Origin of the sequence: Limosilactobacillus caecicola (genome assembly GCF_943192935.1) — a bacterium.
Classification (GTDB): domain Bacteria; phylum Bacillota; class Bacilli; order Lactobacillales; family Lactobacillaceae; genus Limosilactobacillus; species Limosilactobacillus caecicola.
This window is the reverse complement of the sequence record NZ_CALPCI010000001.1, coordinates 80,748-97,414: the sequence shown is the minus strand read 5'-3', so window position 1 is coordinate 97,414 and position 16,667 is coordinate 80,748. Positions and strand designations below refer to the sequence as shown.

The following is a 16,667-nucleotide window of genomic DNA, read 5'->3' as shown; positions in this document are numbered from 1 at the left end:
TAGAAATGGGGGAGCATCATGAAATCTGCACAAACCTCTTTTGTTACTTTAGCTAATGGTGACCATATTTGGACCCGTCGTGTTGGTTATGGACCACGCAAATTGATGTTGGTACATGACTCAACGACAATGCCGTGGAATTACCTCACGGCATTTACTGAATTTGCTCGGGAAAACGATGTGGAAATTATTTTTGTTGAACTATTGGGCTCTTATCTCTCAGACCAACCAACAGACATCACTAAATTTAGAGACCAGGAACGGTTAGCAGAAATTCAACACGTGGTGGCTGCTTATGATCTGGAGCGGTTCACCATTCATGGAATTGGCGAAGCGTCATCAATTACTCGGCAGTACGTCAGTGATCATCCACACATTCGGCGTTTACTGACGAATCCTGACGATTTAGCGCTGGCCCGAGCCAGTGAATTGCTGGGCAATTACGACAACGTCGAGTACCAGGGCCTGATCCGCTCACGGATGCGTCAAACCCAGCTGGTTCGTTGAGTTCGCTTCAAAAACTAGCTATAATCATTCTCAACATAAGGGGATGATTTGATGACGATTAGATTTGCAACATCGACAGACCTGGACCGGGTCTGCCGTTTTTATGAAAGGGTCTGTGATCAACAAGCCCAGGATCAATACACCCCAAAGTGGACCTGGGGAGATTACCCATCACGTGCGAGTTTGGCTCAAGCAATTACGGATCACCAAGTGATTATCAACCTTGTCGAGGACCAGGTTGCTGGTGCGGGGGTTGTATCGGTCGGGGAAGATCCGACTTACCGTGATGTCCCTTGGCCCCATAAATTTACTGATGAGCAGATCGCAGTTTTGCACCTCTTTGCGGTTGACAAACAATTTTGGGGCCACGGAATTGCTCAGCAAACGCTTCAGGCAGTCTTTGAATGGGCCCGAGGTAATGGCCAACGGGTAGTCCACCTTGACATTATTGACCCCAATCTGCCGGCTGAAAAGGCGTATCGGAAAGCTGGCTTTCAGTTTGTCAATGACCAGCTGCTCAACTACAGCGACTTGGGTCCCACTCCTGCCAAACTATTCGAACATTTATTGTAAACAAAACCGGGCGACGCTTGAAGTCGCCCGGTTTCTTTAATATTGCGCGAGAAAATTGAGAATGATGCGTAATGCTTCGGGACGGTAGAAAGCGTCAGTTGCGTGATCGCTATTCTCAATCTGGTAGAAATAAACGGTTTTATCATGATCCCGCAAAGCTTGGTATAGTAAGCAACTTTGTTCAAACGGCACGAGCCGGTCCTTATTGCCATGCATAATTAAGAATGGTGGGATAGCATGATCATTCCGGATGTAGGCGATGGGGTTGGCCTTTTGGACCAGTTCAGGGTGATCATAAATATTCTTGGTACCGAAGAATTCACCTTCAAGACTGTGGGCGGTCACGTGGTCCTGGGTTGAGGGGACCTTATTCATTCGACTAATGTCGGTAGGACCGTAGAGGTCGATACAAGCCTTGAATGACAGTGGTCGAGTGTGGATGTCTTCGTCGCTGAAGAATGGTTGGTCCTCGGTGACGCTTGCGAGAGTAACGGTATGGCCGCCTGATGAATCACCACAGGCCACGTATTTTGTCGGATCAACATGGTATTGCTGAGCATGGTCCAGCATGAAGCGGGTTGCAGTGTTCAGATCACGGACCTGGACGGGGAAGGCGTGCTCCGGAGCGTGTCGGTATTCGACCATTGCAACTACATAACCGTGTTTGGCAATTTCCATCATTGGTGCCATTCGATCGCCCAAGTCTTGTTTGTGGAAGGCTGAACCCTGGACCCACATTAGTAGTGGAAAGGTCTGCTGGTCGTTTTGGAGCGCGGGCACAATGATCTGGAGATGAAGAATTTCACCGTCTTTCACGGCGTAGGGAACTCCTAACTTGACTTTGGGGTAGTAGTTATTCAAGTCGATTGACAGGTGTTGCATGCCCTGTGGGCTCAGTTGTGAAGCCGGAAAGTCGGCCGCACTCATCTGTAATGGTTCGACATAATCACTGGGCATGTGTGCAAGATCTTTAGCTGCCATAAAGTGTTTAGCCATCGTTAGTCCTCCTTTTGTGGATTCAGGTCAACGTCCTGGTCCTTAATTCCCGTAGTGTACTGTGGTTCGACGTAATCTTGGTCAAGGCCTTCAAGCCATTGGCGCACCAGCTTTGCTAAATCATCCATCATGGTAAAGGCGGCCTCAATTTGTTTTTTGCTGATCCCATCAACGTGGACGCCAGCGGTGACACAGAGACTGCCGGGAAGAACCTCCTTGATGTCATCAACAAAGCGCTCGGCCAGGTAAAAGTCCTTGTGAGCATGGTGGTTGTGACTGTAAAATTTGATTTCTTCAGTTTTGTCCAATTTATGGTCATAACTGACAATCACTCCCAAGTGGGGGACATTGCCGCCTGTGATGTCGACAATTAAGTCCTTGTTTTCCATGATTACCTTCGCCTGACAGGTATAGTTGGCTTGTGTTACTTGAAACAATTTTTCCATGAAAATCACCTCATTAATTTAACGCTAATGTAGCGCGTTTCGTAAAATGTCGCAAATTGGCTTCTGAAATGACACACCCTTTGAAAGCAATTGTCATGCGGCCTCCCATTTTTCTATTCCATTTTGGAATAAGAATCTCGTCAAAGAGGAATAAAAAGCGCTTTCAAAATCGGCTAAGATAGAAATATCAATTTAAGGAGATGTTTTTATGGCAGAGCAACCATGGGATTTACGTCGGGTCTTAGATGAGATCAAGGACGATCCTGCAGAATATCACGAAACAGATGTTGAAGTTGACCCTGACGCCGAACTTTGTGGTGTGTACCGCTACATTGGTGCCCGGGGGACCGTTGAACGGCCAACTAAACTTGGGCCAACGATGATGTTTAATAACGTGAAGGGCTTCCCAGACACCCGGGTCTTAATCGGGTTAATGGCCAGCCGGAAGCGGGTTGGTAAGATGTTCCATACTGATTACAAGACCCTTGGGGAATTCATGAACCATGCGGTTTCAAATCCAGTGTGGGCAAAGGTCGTTGATGAAAGCCAAGCACCAGCGCACGAAGTGGTAAAGAAGGCGACTGACCCTGACTTTGATTTGCGGAAGTTAGTGGCCGCTCCAACCAACACGCCGGAAGACGCCGGCCCATACATTACCTGTGGGGTGGTCTTGGGCTCCAGCATGGATGGCAAGGAAAGCGACGTTACTATTCACCGGATGTGTATCGAAGGCAAGGACAAACTGGGGATTTACATTATGCCTGGTGGCCGTCATATCGGTCACTTTGCCGATGAATACGAAAAGGCCAACAAGCCAATGCCAATTACCATCAACATTGGTTTGGATCCGGCCATCACGATTGGTTGTACCTTTGAACCACCGACAACTCCGCTGGGTTACAACGAACTTGGTGTTGCCGGAGCCATTCGTCAACAACCTGTTGAAATTGTAGATGGGGTCACCGTTGATGAAAAGGCCATCGCCCGTTCCGAATACACGATCGAAGGCTACATTATGCCAAACGAACGGATTCGTGAAGACATTAACACGGACACCGGTAAGGCCATGCCAGAATTCCCTGGTTATGACGGTGATGCAAACCCAGCCCTCCAAGTCATCAAGGTGACGGCCGTTACTCACCGGAAGGATAACCCAATTATGCAAAGTGTTATTGGGCCATCTGAAGAACACGTTTCAATGGCCGGTCTGCCAACTGAAGCAAGTATTTTGGCTTTAACTGACAAGGCGATCCCTGGCAAGGTTGTCAATGTTTACAACCCACCTGCAGGTGGTGGTAAGCTGATGACCATCATGCAAATCCACAAGGACAATGAAGCGGATGAAGGTATCCAACGGCAAGCCGCTTTGTTAGCCTTCTCTGCTTTCAAGGAACTGAAGACGGTCTACCTGGTAGACGAAGACGTCGACATTTTCGATATGAACGATGTCGTTTGGACGATGAACACCCGTTTCCAAGCTGACCAAGACATCATGGTCCTTCCTGGAATGCGGAACCACCCACTGGATCCTTCTGAACGTCCCCAATACGATCCGAAGTCGATTCGGTTCCGTGGGATGAGCTCAAAACTGGTTATTGACGGTACCGTACCGTTTGATATGAAAGACCAATTTGAACGTGCTCAATTTATGAAGGTTCCGGACTGGAAGAAGTATCTGGAATAATAATCGATTGAGGATGATGAATATGAAACGAATTGTGGTTGGTGTTTCGGGAGCTTCCGGAACGGTTTACGCCCTCAACTTGCTAGAAAAGCTCGCTGCGGCGCCAGATGTGGAAACCCACCTGGTGATGAGTGCTTGGGCGAAGAAAAACCTCGAACTGGAAACGACGACATCATTAAAGGACATGGAAGCTTTGGCAGACCATGTCTACAACAACCGTGACTTAGGAGCGGCCATTGCTAGTGGTTCCTTTTTAACCGATGGCATGGTGGTGATTCCCGCCAGTATGAAAACCGTCTCGAGCATTGCCAATGCCTACGATGACAATTTGATTACCCGTGCGGCTGACGTCACGATCAAGGAAATGCGGCGGTTGATTATCGTCCCGCGCGAAACCCCACTGAGTCAGATTCACTTGGAAAATCTGCTGAAGTTGTCACGGATTGGGGCGCAGATCATTCCACCAATTCCAGCGTTTTATAACCATCCCCAAACGATTTCAGATCTGGTTGACCACCATTCAATGAAAATTTTGGATGCGTTTGGGATCCAAAATGAGGTTGGTCACCGCTGGAAAGGAGATCAATAGTGAGTACTGTTCTTGATAAAAAATACGTTAATAAACGGACCCTGGGCTTCTTTGGTGGGATCATTGTCTTTTTGGCAATCTACTTAGCACCAATTAGTGGTCTGAGTTCTGCCGGGCAGATGGACCTGGCCCTTAGTTTGATGACGGTGGTTTGGTGGGCGACCCAGGTTGCCCAACCAGCCTACGTCGGGGGCCTTTTCCTGATGTTGCTAATCATTACCAACACGGCGACTCCATCTCAAGTCTTCTCGAAGCCATGGACGGGGTCAACAATGTGGCTGGTGATGGGGGCTTACTTAATCGCCGGTGCCGTGAATGAATCGGGGGTTGGCCAGCGGATTGCTTACGCCTTCATCATTCGCTTTGTCAGGAGTTGGAACGGGTTGATTGTCTCAATTTTCGCCCTGACCTTGATTTTGGCGTTACTGATTCCCCACCCATGGCCACGGGCCTTCATGATCTTATCGGTTGTCGTGGCCGTTGGTCGTGCCGCTGATATGGATAAGGATGATTTGTCGAAACTAGCCTTGGCAATTTTCGCGGCGTCCTGTCCACTATCTGGAGTGTTCCTGACTGGGGATACTTCGTTAAACCCGTTGGCAATTGCCGATTCTGGGGTCAACGTTAGTTTCGTCCGTTACTTTGAAATCATGAGTGTGCCAATGATCGTTGCCGGTTTAATCACCATGTTCATCTTTATGTTCGTTTTCCGGCCAAACAAGCCGTTGGAAATTGATATCCAACAATTAAAGGATGAACAAAGCAAGCTCGGCAAGATGAATGGCAAGGAAAAGCGGACCATTTTCTGGATTGTCGTGGCCATTATTTTATGGTTGACCAGTAGCATTACTGGCATTGATGTTGGTTGGTTAACATTGACCGTTGCCATTTTGATGAGTCTGCCGGTCATTGGTGGAATCTTGACCGCCAAGTCCTGGGAAGGGGTACCAATTAACGTTCTGATCTTCTTGACGGCTGCCATGGCCATCGGGAACGTTGGTGCTGATACTGGGATGAACAAGTGGTTAGCGAAGACCGTCATTCCAGGGAACTTACCACACAACATTTACCTGCTCGCGATCGTAATTACCATCTTTGCGATGATCATTCACATGTTCATGGGCTCGGTAATTGCTGTCATGGGGATTACGATTCCAGCCTTCATTGCGGCCACTTCTGGAATGGGGATCAGCCCATTAGCAATTTCACTGCTGGTCTTCTCCGTCACCAACCTGCACTATATCCTGCCATTCCATAACTTGGCAGTGTTAGTCGGGATGGACGGCGGTGGCTATACGCCAAAGCAAGTTTCTAAATTAGGGTTTGCTTTGACTCCGGCCATCTTTGTGATTGCCTTAGTCATCATGTTCTGGTTCCACGTGATGGGATTAGCGTAATAAAAATCTTCAGCTGGGGTCATTTTGACCCCAGCTTTTCGTATATTGTAAAATAGAAGGAACATCTGGGGGGTGTCAAAATGCGGATCACGGATTTAGAAGCGTTTATTCAGTTGTATCGTTTGCAAAGTTTTACTAAGGCGGCTCAGCGAGTTCACTTGTCACAGTCAGATTTTTCCAAACGGCTGCGTGCCCTGCAAGATGAACTGAATGTGGAACTGGTTGACACTTCCAATCGTCGCCAGATCAAAATCACGCCCAGCGGCAAGGTAGTCTATGAGCATGCCGTGGCGATGGTGCTGCAGTACCAGCAAATGATGAATGAGCTATCGCTGAACCGGGATAACTTGGATCATGTCCTACATATTGGTACGATTCCGGTGGCGGGGCAGTATGGAATTGCTTCGTGCATCAATCATTTTAACCACCAATATCCCCGGATTCGGGTTCAACTCCAGGAAAATAACGGTGATGCGATCATCGAGCAACTTCAAGCTGGACAATTAGATGCGGCGATCCTGCGGGATACGCAGACGATGGCCTTTAGCGAGGTCGAGTACCAGAAGCTGCCTTTGGTGACCGACCAATTGATGGTGTTGATGAACGTTGCAAACCCGTTACGGCGGGTTACCAACCTCACAATCGATGACTTACGTGATACGAAGATTGCGTCTTTACCAGTTGGTTCCGGAGTTTACGAGCCGATCGTGAAACTGTTTCAACAATGCGGCCTTACCCCCAACGTTGTCTTTCAAAGTTCCCATATTGAAACGCTGATTGGCATCCTCTCAAATCCAGATACGGTTTCCATCCTGTTTAAACGGTCGGCGGCGCCCTTTTTGAACGATCAGTTGGTCATGAAACCACTGGTTCCGGAAGTGCGTAGTCAACTGCAATTTGTTTATCCCGAACGGCGGGGGACCTACCAGCTCAACCACCTGCAGGCCTACTTATTAGAACATTTAGCGGGGGCCAACGTCGCTGATTCATAATCGGTGGCCAGAATTTCTCAAAAAAACTACCTGCTCGCGATCATTTTGTGGTATGTTAGCACTGTACTTAATTTTTAAGAAGGATTTAAAAAACTAATGAAATTAAAAAAAGTGATTAGCACACTGGTGGCCTTGATGGTCGCCTTTGTTGCTTGTAGCGTTAATGGGCATGCGGCGAGCACCTATTCTGGTGGGACGCCGACGGTCTTTGTGCATGGCTTGCAAGGAACCCATGGTTCTACGGACACAATGATTAGCGACTTGAGCAAGCGATACTCTGGTACGAAAAAGGTGTTGACGATTAACGTCAAGGCCAATGGAGAACTAGAGACTTCTGGCAAGTTTCAAAAGGTGAAGCACCCGTTAGTGCAGATTAATTTTCTGAATAATTCAGCTAGCACCACGACGAATGCGCACTGGTTTACCAAAGCCATGACCTACCTCTACCAAAAGGAAGGCGTTCGCAATGTCAATATTGTCGCTCACTCGGCCGGTAACGTGGCGGTTTACCAAGCTTTGGCTGCCCAGCCAAGCCACACCCCAACGACGAAAAAGTTTGTTATCCTTGCTGGACCATTTAATGGGGTCATTTCCTTGAATGATGAGGCCAACAAAGTCAAAGTGAATTCCAAAGATCATTACAAGCCGAGCGTGATGTATCCAGCGAACAGCTATTACCCAAGCTATCAACAATTAATGCAATTAAGCAGTAGCTTTCCGAAGTCAATCAAGGTCTTAAACATTTATGGTAACCTCGGTGACGGTAGTAACTCGGATGGCTTAGTTTCCAATGCTTCGGCGTTGTCGGTTAACTACCTCTTACGTCACCAAAAGACTCCGGTACAAAATAAGTGTTTCCGGGGCGCGAAAGCCACTCATTCTGGTTTACACAAGAGCCAAAAAGTTGACACTTGGATTGCCAACTTCTTGTGGAAGTAATCAGAACCAATTTGATAAGAGAAAAAGATGTAGATGAAGGTGAAATAGATGGATAAGCAAGAATTAGCAACCGCATTTCATGAACCAGCGTTTCGCGATTTGATGTTTGAAGGTCGGTTTGGCATGCGGACTGAGATGCACCGGATTTTAACCAACGGGCGGACCAGCACTTTCCCATATCCCAGGGACTTGGGGGACCGCGAATGCAACCCGTACTTGTCGAGTGGTTATGCAGATAACCTCATGGAATTTAACGCTATCATTGTCCGCAGCGCGAAAGCGGCGGTCCGTCAGCTCGAAATTTTGGAACAGATCGTGGACGGGACCCTTCATGAAACGGAACGGTTATGGCCATTGAGCTTGGCACCGACTCCCGTGTACCTGAATGATTTGGACAAACTGGCTGATAGCTGCACCAAGCAAAGTGCCAAGGCGCGCTACCAACGGATGACCGAAAAGTTTGGGGTGAAACGCGCCTTAATTGGTGGTGTCCACGTTGGTTACAGTCTTGATGAAGACCTGCTGAAAATGCTTTATGAAAAATTCGGTCAGCACGAATTCGAGAGTGAGGCAGCTTTCCGTAATTACATCTACTTTAAATTAGGCCTGGGCTACTATGCCCTCCAGTGGCTCTTCACCTACCTCTTTGGGGCCAGTCCGGTGCCACCAAAGGCCAAGGATGTCATTGCTCCTGATCTGGATCACCAGGTCCGGAGTTTCCGGAATGGCCCACAGGGTTACCATAATTTACCTGATGAACAGGTGGCTTACGATTCATTTGACAAGTACGTGGCGACCTATTCGAAGTTCCTGGAAGATGGCACCTACACTGATAGTGGTGACTTCTTTGGTCCAGTAGCTTTCCATGGCAAGACCGAGGACGTTCGCAAACTTCCTGAAGAAGGGGTTCAATTCATTAGTATGCGGATGTTTGACCTGGATCCATTCTCCCGGGCGGGGATTAGCGAAGATACGCTCAACTTTATCGAACTCGTGATGGTTTACCACCTGGTAAAGCCAGTGGGGGAATACACGCCGCAAGAGATCGCGGACGCCCGTGAACGTAACCTGGCGGTTGCCATGCAGGATCCGACCGAACAATTTGACTGGGTCAAGCAGGAAGCCACTGAATTTACTGACAAACTGGCGGCCTTTTGTGACGAATACGATGCTCCTAAGCGGTACCGTTTAGCCCTCAAGTTTGTCCAACGGCGGATTGAAGACCCGAACCTGACGATTGGTGGTCAAATGGTTGGCAAGATTGACGATGGTAAGTTCTTATCCTTTGGCCTAAAGTTGGCTAACGACCGGTTCTCACAACTCGTCCAATCCGGCAAACCACTGACCGTGATTTCCGAAGGAAGTTCCGTTTCCGTTCAGCGGTTGGTCCGGGTCGCAATTACTTTAGGAATTCACGTCTCCATTAATGATGAAGTTGAATTCGAATACGGTGACCACGTTGAAAAACTGGACCCGGAACTCGAAATTGAAATGCCGGATGGCCCCGAAGCATACCTTCGGGCACTTTTTCCAGAAGTTTAATCAATTAATTAGCGGTGTTGAACGACGCAACGCGTCGCCAACACCGCTTTTCACTAGAGAGGAGATTTTCGGATGCGCAGAATTGGTATTCTGGGGTTAGGTCAGGTGGGAAGTTCACTAGCTGCCCAATTATTAGCTACTCGTCAGGTGGATCAGTTGTTGCTGTTAGACAAGTCCGCTGATCGGGTCGTGGGCTTGCAAAATGATCTCCAGGTTGCCTGGCCAACGGCTAACATCATCGCTCAGGATTGGTCAGCGCTCACCAACCTGGATATCTTGGTAGTTGCCCTGGGCGAGCAGGAGCAGCTAAGGAACAACCGTTTTGGAGAGTTAGCAACGAACGCGTTAGCAGTTCACAAATTGGCTGACCGTATCCGGCCGCTCGACTTTAAAGGTGTCGTGGTCAACTTGGCCAACCCGAATGAAGCTTTAACGGCGTTGCTGCAGCAGGAATGGTCACTTCAACCCAAGCAGGTCATCGGTACTGGCACGGTTCTGGATACCGCGCGCTTGCGGCTGGCGATTCAATCTGCTGCGCACCAATCGGTCCGTTCAATTGATGGTTACGTCTATGGGCAACATGATGGTGCCCTGGTAACGGCTTGGTCAACAGTCCGGATCAACGGCCAGACAATCGACCAGCCAGTTTACGGCAAAAGGCTCGATGACCACGAGCTCGAAGTTCAGGCCAAAATGAATGGCTTCTACGCCCTGCGGGGATTAGGTTCTGATTGGAACGGACTCGTGGCCTGGACAAGTCGGCTCATTCAGGCAATTTTGCTTGATAGTCACGAAGCGTTCTCTGTCGCTGTTCAGCAGCCCCAATTTGGTGGCTATGTCAGCTATCCCGTCCAACTGACGCGACAAGGAGTAGGGAATTATGTTCTCTTGCCGCTTTATCCATTGGAAACGGAGCAAATAAAAGTCGCCGCCAATGCCATTCAGGGGCAATTAGCGGCGATGCAGGAACTATTTTAGTGGTATTGACGGAACGATGGGGCTTGGTAGTGGTTCATAAAATTGAGCATTTCATCAAATGAAGTGGCAAAGCAGACGGCATCTAGGTATTCCTGTTCGAGGAACCCTTCTTGGTTCATGACTTCAAATTGCTTGCGCATGTCATCGTAAAAATGGTTGTAATTAAAGAAGGCAACCGGTTTGGAATTATCACCAACACCGGTCCAAGAAGCCGCTTGAATGACTTCTTCGGCCGTGCCGAGACCGCCGGGCAGGGCCACCAGACCATCGGCCATGTTCATCATGGCCTCTTTCCGCAGGTCCATGTTGGGGGTCACCTTGAGATCAGTGAGCCGGTCCAAACTCGTCTTGCGTGAATAAAGTTCTTCGGTGATCACGCCATAGGCTTGCCCACCATTATCAAGCACGGTGTTCGCGACTGTGCCCATCAAGCCAAATTTGCCACCACCGTACACGAGGTCAATATGGTGGTCGGCCATTGCCTTGCCAAATTCGCTGGCCATCGTAATGTATTCTTGATTACAGCCAGGTCGGGCGCCACAGAAAACCGCTAATTTTTGAATCATACTGTCATCTCCATCTAATTTGAATAACTAATAATTGTATTCTAGCACAGAGATCGCACAGCGAATAACAAAAAAGCATGAGCGATTTTAGCTCATGCTTCCTTAACGATTGGTTTGATGTTGTACGCTTGATCATCGGCTTCGTCAATGACCTGGACCGGCATTTGTTCATTGGCCTTGACCGTGATGTGGTAGCCAAACTTGTCTAAATAAACGAGTTTGGCATTACTCACGAATTCGACGGTCGCCGGAATTTCCTGGTGGTCAATGCCTAATTTAAAATCCGGAGCGATCGTGATGATGTGCGACCGATTCCGTTCTTCGTCGAAGTATTCCCATGTACCCGCGTAAAATAACGGAGAAGTCGGATTTGAATGTTTGCGTCTTGAATGGCTGAAACCAAATGAACTTGAGATTCCAGCCATTAATCCCGCGCCGAACAGTAACATTCCTTTTTTTCTCATAATTTTGACTCCCCCAATTGGTTAATAATTAGAATTTTTATCTGTTGAATAACTTACACGGTAATTATACACACGTTTTTATTAGAAAAAGATTTCATTTCTGTTAAAAAGCCGCAATAATTTGTATAATGGTCTTGTAATGATTGCAAAGGAGATTGATTAAGATGTTAAAACTTGGAGTTATTGGCACCCATATTATTACTGATCAGATGTTAGATGCTGCGAAGACGACTGGTCGTTACCAATTGACGACGGTCTACTCACGGACCCTTGACCGGGCCAAACAATTTGGGAAGCCATATGGTGCGACCGAATTTTACGACAGTCTCGAAGACTTCTTTGACGAAGGTGACTTTGACGTTGTTTATATTGCTTCACCAAACAGCCTGCACTACGAACAAGTTCGGTTGGCGATTGAAAATGATAAGTTTATCATTGTTGAAAAGCCGGCGTTCGTCAATCCAGAAGAATTTAGTGGCATCGAATCCCTCTTGCATGCCCACCCCAAGGCACGGTTGGTGGAAGCCGCTCGGCACGTCCACACCGGTATTTACAAGCAGGCCAAGGATAAGATGCACGAAATGAAGACTCTGCAAGGGGCCACCTTCACGGTCATGAAGTATTCCTCACGTTATGACAAGGTCTTGGCCGGTGAAAAGCCATATCCAAATATCTTTACTCCTGAATTTGCTGGGGGCGCCCTTCAAGATCTCGGTGTCTATGGCGTTTACGCTGCTGTGGACCTCTTTGGGACACCGAATTCCGTGGTTTACTTTCCAACAATGGTTGCCAGCGGGGTTGACGGTAAGGGAGTGGCCATCCTGACCTTTGATAACTTTGAAGTGACCTTAAACGTTGGGAAGACGGCTAATTCCTACCTTGGTTCGGAAATTTATGGTCTCAAGGATACCCTCTACTTTGACAGTATCTTTGATACCACTAAGGTGACCTACTACAACGATAAGAAGCAGGCCCAACCAATCAAGGCACCGGTCTTCTACACCAACTCGATGGTTGATGAACTAAACGATTTTGCGGATGTCTTTGAAAATCCTGATGATCAAGCACAACTGAAGCGGTACAACAAGTGGTTTGAAACTGCCCGGATCGTCAACTCCGTCATGTTTGACCTTCGTCAATCTGCGGACTTGACCTTCTCATCGGACAGTAACCGCTAAAAAGGAGTTATTTTGGACGAACGATTACAAGCACATTTTGAAGAACGTGGATTTAAGAAGCAGACGGCGATCCAAGCGGCGGTGTACGATTCACTAGCCGCTGGTAAAACGGTCGTTGGGATTGCACCAACTGGCTCGGGGAAGACCTTAGCCTTTACTTGGCCACTCTTGACGCGGGTCACGCCAGGCAATGGAATCCAGATTTTGGTGCTGGAACCATCTCAAGAGTTGGCTTTACAAACGGCCCGGGTCATGCGCGAGTGGGCAAGTCTACTCAAGATTAAGGTGCAATCACTGACAGGGGGAGCGAACCTGCGGCGCCAAGTGGACCGTCTTAAAAAGGGCCACCCCGACATCGTCGTTGGGACCCCTGGCCGGGTCCTCCACCTGCTCGATAACCGTCGTTTAAAGTTGCAACATTTGAAAACGTTGGTGATCGACGAAGCGGATGACCTCCTGCGTGATGATACTCAAGCGGTCGTCGAGGATATTGAACGACGGACCCCGTTAAGTACTCAGCTGGCCTTCTTCTCAGCCACAAGTTCCAAGCAACTGAGCCAGGTGGATGTCATCTTTGGTCGTGATGTGGTGAAATACGATGTCCGTAAACAAGATGATAGTCGGGGACCAGTCAAGCATGGTCTCCTTCAATCACGGACGATGGCACAAAAGGCCCAGATGTTGGCACGGCTGAGTAAGACAAAGAATTTTCGGGCGCTGGTCTTCTTTTCTAGTATCAAAACGCTCCACTACACGGCAAGTCGCTTGAAGCACGAAGGGATTTCGTCAGCGACCCTTGGTGGGCGCCAACGGCAAACCGAACGGGAGAAGGTTATGCGCCAGTTCCGGAAGCACCAAATCAAGTTACTTCTAACGACTGATGTGGCAGCGCGGGGCATTGATATTCCAAAACTACCGGCGGTCATCAACTTTGAATTGCCCCAGTCAGTGGAAGAATATGTCCACCGCACTGGCCGGACTGGTCGCCAGGGTGAACCAGGATTAGTAATTAATCTTGGCGACGACCACGACTTCCGTGACCTGAAGAAATTATTACAGGACACGGCTTACCAACTGGAGCCTTTGACGATTGACCGCCACCTGATCAAGGATGAGCAGGCGGTTAAGGACGACCAAAAACCGGATGAGACGGTGCGCCACGAAAACTCGCGGCGGATTCAAAAAGCTCAGCATAGGCGACCAGACGCGGTTCAAAAGTCCGTTCACCGGACGCTGGACAACTTTACTAAGCCCAAGAAAAAGCACCGGCATAAGCAACGTAAAAATAAGGGAATTCGGCTGAAACACCGTCGGAAGTCCCAAGCCAACAAATAAAGAAATTATCTTTACTTCAAATCAAAAGAATGGGATAATTTCTTTTGTTTGGTCCCATAGTATAACTGGATAGTACATCCGCCTCCTAAGCGGCCGATTCCGGTTCGATTCCGGATGGGACCATCCCGAAGCATTCAGTGTCAGCTGGGTGCTTTTTTATATGTAGATCTTTTCACTCTAAAAATGAAATTAGTGGTTGTCGTGGCCGGCTTTTAATAGAACATTTTTTCTTTTTGTAATTGTGCTGTCCTAGTTTTGTAAACTAAATCGCGGTACAATAAGTATTGAGATTTTCTTAAGAAAGGAGGCGGCAACGTGGCGCGAATTCGAATTATGATCCTGTTTGGTACCCGGGCAGAAGTGATTAAAATGGCTCCCGTGATCAAGCTAATGAAGGCTGATCCAGAGACCTTCGAGCCCGTGATCGTTGTCGCTTCTAAACAGTACCAGCAGCTTCATCAAGCGATGCGTTTCTTTGGCTTTGATTCTGATTTTGACCTCAACGTCAAATCCAGTGACGAGATTGGCATGCTGGAACAATTGAGCCAGTTGCTGCATAATTTTCAAACCGTCATCAGCGCCGCTCAGCCAGACATGTTGCTGGTGGTCGGGGACACGATCACGACGTTGGCGGCGAGCTTAAGTGCCTTCTATAACCACTTGCCGGTCGGGCATGTCGAAGCCGGTTTGCGGACCTACGACAAATGCCACCCGTTTCCTGATGAAATGCAGCGGCACCTCACCGACACGCTCAGCGATGTCTTCTTTGCGCCCACTGAGCAGGCACGTGAAAACTTGCTGAATGAAAGCGTGGCGAGTGAACGGATTTTTGTGACTGGGAACACGATTATCGATACGGTCATGCAATATTATGATCCGGATTATCATAGTAAGTTACTGGATGAGATCCCGGGAAATCACGATTTTATTCTCTTAACGATGGGCCGGGTGGAATACACGGGTTTGCCGATGGAGCGGGTGTTCCGGGCCATGCGTGACGTGGTCGAAACGAACCCGGACATTGAATTAATTTGCCCAGTGGCAATGGATTCACGGGCCTTTGATATCGCTACGAAAATCCTGGCCAACCATGACCGGATCCATATGATGCCGCTGATGGACCTCGGGGATTTTTTGAACACGGCTGCCCGTAGCAAGTTCATCTTGACTGATTCGGCTGGGACCGTTGAAGAGGCCTCAGTTTTCCATAAGCCTGTTCTTCTTTTGCGGGAGAATACGGAACGACCGGAAGCCATTAAGGCCGGGACCGCCAAAATTGTGGGAACGGATCCGACTTCGATTCAACAGGCGGTCTTTGAATTACTGAATGACAAACGAATTTACCACCAGATGACTTCTGGCGGTCGGAATATCTTTGGTGATGGCCATGCCGCGGACCATATTGTCGACATTATTAAACGGGAATTCTAAAAGAGCGCCTATCTCGCGATTGCGAGATGGGCGCTAGTGTTTAAATAATGATATTAAGCAGTCACCCAGTCATATCTTTGGAGAAAGAGCGGGGACTTGGTAGAAACCTCATTTAACTGTTCTGGATTATCTTTTGCTTTTTGCAGCTTGTAGTTGGCATCCAATGACAGGAGAAGTTCACTGGAAATTCCCATCACTTTTTCGATGCTGAGAGCCAAGACTTCGTTGAGGTAACGTTTACGGTTAAGAATATCAGAGATATGTTTTTGCGTAGTACCGATTCGATCAGCGAGGTCTTGTTGAGTGATGTTATAAAAGTCCATCACCTCTTGGAGTAGGTCCGCAGCGGAACTAGTATGGTATGTTCGAATGTTATTTTCACGATGCAGCATGTTGTCAACTCCTTTAGTGATTATATATTATACCGTTTTGGTATAATTATAACATTGATCATTAATTTGATTGAGAAGTAGCTGATAATCCACTAAATTATTAGAATTGCAGATGTTAGGTTCGATCAATGTAGCCCGTAGATAGCCGTTGATTAATTGAACGTTAATTCTAATAAAATATCACTAGTTGACTCTATTTACTAATTGATTATAATTTAATATAATATAAATAATCAAAAGGACCTGCGCTGGTAACACAGATCCTTTCGAGATATTAAGTATTGCTGACAATGCCTAATTTCATAATTTCATTAGTTACATGAAGAGAAGACACCATCGATTTAGTCGTCAAACCTTAGGATGGTGTTTTTTATTTTGCGCTATTTACGTGAATGAACGTATGCCCAGACACAGATGCTAGCCAAAGCAACCACGGTCACTAAGCTTGCATACTGCACACCAGTCGGAAGTCCGTGCATTGCTTGGAGCACTTGCGCGAATCCTTTAAATGGATCTAAGAAGTCCATTTGGATAACATATCCTTTCATAAATGAACTCGAGGATACTAATTTGATCAACCTCCATTGGCAGCACCTCCAGTTAAGATTCAAACCAGAGATTAGACACCACCAACGACTCAATATCTGTCAATTATTGT

General features: G+C 47.7%; 18 protein-coding genes and 1 tRNA gene. 13 read left to right on the top strand and 6 right to left on the bottom strand.

Annotated features, from left to right (window positions below):
- Window positions 1-18 precede the first annotated feature (18 nt).
- Window positions 19-507: an alpha/beta fold hydrolase gene (locus NFR43_RS00420; protein WP_251545412.1), complete on the top strand. Its 489-nt coding sequence runs from the start codon at window positions 19-21 to the stop codon at window positions 505-507.
- 51 nt (window positions 508-558) lie between these two features.
- Window positions 559-1,080 carry a GNAT family N-acetyltransferase gene (locus NFR43_RS00415; RefSeq protein WP_251545410.1) on the top strand — a complete coding sequence of 174 codons (522 nt, stop codon included), beginning with the start codon at window positions 559-561 and terminating at the stop codon, window positions 1,078-1,080.
- Between the two features lie 36 nt (window positions 1,081-1,116).
- Here NFR43_RS00415 and NFR43_RS00410 read toward each other — a convergent pair whose 3' ends face one another.
- Together NFR43_RS00410 and lpdD are read right to left on the bottom strand one after the other, a co-directional pair.
- Complete coding sequence (locus NFR43_RS00410) at window positions 1,117-2,076, bottom strand: alpha/beta hydrolase (RefSeq protein ID WP_251545408.1); 960 nt, start codon at window positions 2,074-2,076, stop codon at window positions 1,117-1,119.
- A 2-nt stretch (window positions 2,077-2,078) separates the two neighbouring features.
- Window positions 2,079-2,522: a prenylated flavin chaperone LpdD gene (gene lpdD / locus NFR43_RS00405; RefSeq protein WP_251545406.1), complete on the bottom strand. Its 444-nt coding sequence runs from the start codon at window positions 2,520-2,522 to the stop codon at window positions 2,079-2,081.
- A 208-nt stretch (window positions 2,523-2,730) separates the two neighbouring features.
- On the opposite strand from lpdD, the gene NFR43_RS00400 reads away from it, so the two are divergent.
- The 7 genes from NFR43_RS00400 to NFR43_RS00370 all read left to right on the top strand — a co-directional run bounded on the left by NFR43_RS00400 (window position 2,731) and on the right by NFR43_RS00370 (window position 10,643).
- Window positions 2,731-4,206, top strand: a complete 1,476-nt coding sequence (locus tag NFR43_RS00400; RefSeq protein ID WP_251545404.1) for a UbiD family decarboxylase — start codon at window positions 2,731-2,733, stop codon at window positions 4,204-4,206.
- Between the two features lie 22 nt (window positions 4,207-4,228).
- Window positions 4,229-4,795, top strand: coding sequence for a UbiX family flavin prenyltransferase (locus tag NFR43_RS00395; protein ID WP_251545402.1), 567 nt, complete (start codon window positions 4,229-4,231; stop codon window positions 4,793-4,795).
- A complete protein-coding gene (locus tag NFR43_RS00390; RefSeq protein WP_251545400.1) occupies window positions 4,795-6,192 on the top strand; it encodes an SLC13 family permease in 1,398 nt (465 codons plus the stop codon). Before NFR43_RS00395 ends, NFR43_RS00390 begins: the two co-directional genes overlap by 1 nt.
- A gap of 80 nt (window positions 6,193-6,272) precedes the next feature.
- Window positions 6,273-7,184 (top strand): LysR family transcriptional regulator, encoded by a 912-nt coding sequence (locus NFR43_RS00385; RefSeq protein WP_251545398.1) that lies wholly within the window; start codon window positions 6,273-6,275, stop codon window positions 7,182-7,184.
- 96 nt (window positions 7,185-7,280) lie between these two features.
- Window positions 7,281-8,123 (top strand): alpha/beta hydrolase, encoded by an 843-nt coding sequence (locus tag NFR43_RS00380; protein ID WP_251545396.1) that lies wholly within the window; start codon window positions 7,281-7,283, stop codon window positions 8,121-8,123.
- Between the two features lie 48 nt (window positions 8,124-8,171).
- Complete coding sequence (locus tag NFR43_RS00375; RefSeq protein WP_251545394.1) at window positions 8,172-9,665, top strand: glutamate--cysteine ligase; 1,494 nt, start codon at window positions 8,172-8,174, stop codon at window positions 9,663-9,665.
- Window positions 9,666-9,737: 72 nt separating this feature from the next.
- A complete protein-coding gene (locus NFR43_RS00370; protein WP_251545392.1) occupies window positions 9,738-10,643 on the top strand; it encodes a lactate/malate family dehydrogenase in 906 nt (301 codons plus the stop codon).
- On the opposite strand, the gene NFR43_RS00365 is transcribed toward NFR43_RS00370, so the two are convergent.
- Together NFR43_RS00365 and NFR43_RS00360 are read right to left on the bottom strand one after the other, a co-directional pair.
- Window positions 10,640-11,209 carry an LOG family protein gene (locus NFR43_RS00365; RefSeq protein ID WP_251545390.1) on the bottom strand — a complete coding sequence of 190 codons (570 nt, stop codon included), beginning with the start codon at window positions 11,207-11,209 and terminating at the stop codon, window positions 10,640-10,642. The genes NFR43_RS00370 and NFR43_RS00365 overlap by 4 nt on opposite strands.
- 92 nt (window positions 11,210-11,301) lie before the next feature.
- Window positions 11,302-11,673: a DUF4828 domain-containing protein gene (locus tag NFR43_RS00360; RefSeq protein ID WP_251545388.1), complete on the bottom strand. Its 372-nt coding sequence runs from the start codon at window positions 11,671-11,673 to the stop codon at window positions 11,302-11,304.
- A 164-nt stretch (window positions 11,674-11,837) separates the two neighbouring features.
- Between NFR43_RS00360 and NFR43_RS00355 the strand changes: the two genes are divergently transcribed.
- The 4 genes from NFR43_RS00355 (at window position 11,838) to wecB (ending at window position 15,617) form a co-directional block, all read left to right on the top strand.
- A complete protein-coding gene (locus NFR43_RS00355) occupies window positions 11,838-12,851 on the top strand; it encodes a Gfo/Idh/MocA family protein (RefSeq protein WP_251545386.1) in 1,014 nt (337 codons plus the stop codon).
- A gap of 12 nt (window positions 12,852-12,863) precedes the next feature.
- A complete protein-coding gene (locus tag NFR43_RS00350) occupies window positions 12,864-14,186 on the top strand; it encodes a DEAD/DEAH box helicase (protein ID WP_251545384.1) in 1,323 nt (440 codons plus the stop codon).
- A 50-nt stretch (window positions 14,187-14,236) separates the two neighbouring features.
- Window positions 14,237-14,309: transfer RNA gene (locus NFR43_RS00345), tRNA-Arg, on the top strand.
- A gap of 192 nt (window positions 14,310-14,501) precedes the next feature.
- Window positions 14,502-15,617 (top strand): non-hydrolyzing UDP-N-acetylglucosamine 2-epimerase, encoded by a 1,116-nt coding sequence (gene wecB, locus NFR43_RS00340; protein ID WP_251545382.1) that lies wholly within the window; start codon window positions 14,502-14,504, stop codon window positions 15,615-15,617.
- Window positions 15,618-15,670: 53 nt separating this feature from the next.
- On the opposite strand, the gene NFR43_RS00335 is transcribed toward wecB, so the two are convergent.
- The gene (locus tag NFR43_RS00335; RefSeq protein ID WP_251545379.1) at window positions 15,671-16,009 is read right to left on the bottom strand and encodes a helix-turn-helix transcriptional regulator; all 339 of its coding nucleotides are present in this window, start codon (window positions 16,007-16,009) and stop codon (window positions 15,671-15,673) included.
- A 380-nt stretch (window positions 16,010-16,389) separates the two neighbouring features.
- Window positions 16,390-16,536, bottom strand: a complete 147-nt coding sequence (locus tag NFR43_RS00330) for a hypothetical protein (protein ID WP_251545377.1) — start codon at window positions 16,534-16,536, stop codon at window positions 16,390-16,392.
- Window positions 16,537-16,667: the final 131 nt, after the last annotated feature.

What these genes read in the sequence shown, in the direction of transcription:
- NFR43_RS00355 (WP_251545386.1), top strand. Translation starts at nt 11,838, where the DNA reads ATGTTAAAACTTGGAGTTATTGGCACCCATATTATTACTGATCAGATG.
- NFR43_RS00365 (WP_251545390.1), bottom strand. Translation starts at nt 11,209, where the DNA reads ATGATTCAAAAATTAGCGGTTTTCTGTGGCGCCCGACCTGGCTGTAAT.
- NFR43_RS00335 (WP_251545379.1), bottom strand. Translation starts at nt 16,009, where the DNA reads ATGCTGCATCGTGAAAATAACATTCGAACATACCATACTAGTTCCGCT.
- NFR43_RS00400 (WP_251545404.1), top strand. Translation starts at nt 2,731, where the DNA reads ATGGCAGAGCAACCATGGGATTTACGTCGGGTCTTAGATGAGATCAAG.
- NFR43_RS00420 (WP_251545412.1), top strand. Translation starts at nt 19, where the DNA reads ATGAAATCTGCACAAACCTCTTTTGTTACTTTAGCTAATGGTGACCAT.
- NFR43_RS00370 (WP_251545392.1), top strand. Translation starts at nt 9,738, where the DNA reads ATGCGCAGAATTGGTATTCTGGGGTTAGGTCAGGTGGGAAGTTCACTA.
- NFR43_RS00385 (WP_251545398.1), top strand. Translation starts at nt 6,273, where the DNA reads ATGCGGATCACGGATTTAGAAGCGTTTATTCAGTTGTATCGTTTGCAA.
- lpdD (WP_251545406.1), bottom strand. Translation starts at nt 2,522, where the DNA reads ATGGAAAAATTGTTTCAAGTAACACAAGCCAACTATACCTGTCAGGCG.
- NFR43_RS00415 (WP_251545410.1), top strand. Translation starts at nt 559, where the DNA reads ATGACGATTAGATTTGCAACATCGACAGACCTGGACCGGGTCTGCCGT.
- NFR43_RS00380 (WP_251545396.1), top strand. Translation starts at nt 7,281, where the DNA reads ATGAAATTAAAAAAAGTGATTAGCACACTGGTGGCCTTGATGGTCGCC.
- NFR43_RS00360 (WP_251545388.1), bottom strand. Translation starts at nt 11,673, where the DNA reads ATGAGAAAAAAAGGAATGTTACTGTTCGGCGCGGGATTAATGGCTGGA.
- NFR43_RS00395 (WP_251545402.1), top strand. Translation starts at nt 4,229, where the DNA reads ATGAAACGAATTGTGGTTGGTGTTTCGGGAGCTTCCGGAACGGTTTAC.
- NFR43_RS00410 (WP_251545408.1), bottom strand. Translation starts at nt 2,076, where the DNA reads ATGGCTAAACACTTTATGGCAGCTAAAGATCTTGCACACATGCCCAGT.
- NFR43_RS00375 (WP_251545394.1), top strand. Translation starts at nt 8,172, where the DNA reads ATGGATAAGCAAGAATTAGCAACCGCATTTCATGAACCAGCGTTTCGC.
- NFR43_RS00330 (WP_251545377.1), bottom strand. Translation starts at nt 16,536, where the DNA reads ATGGACTTCTTAGATCCATTTAAAGGATTCGCGCAAGTGCTCCAAGCA.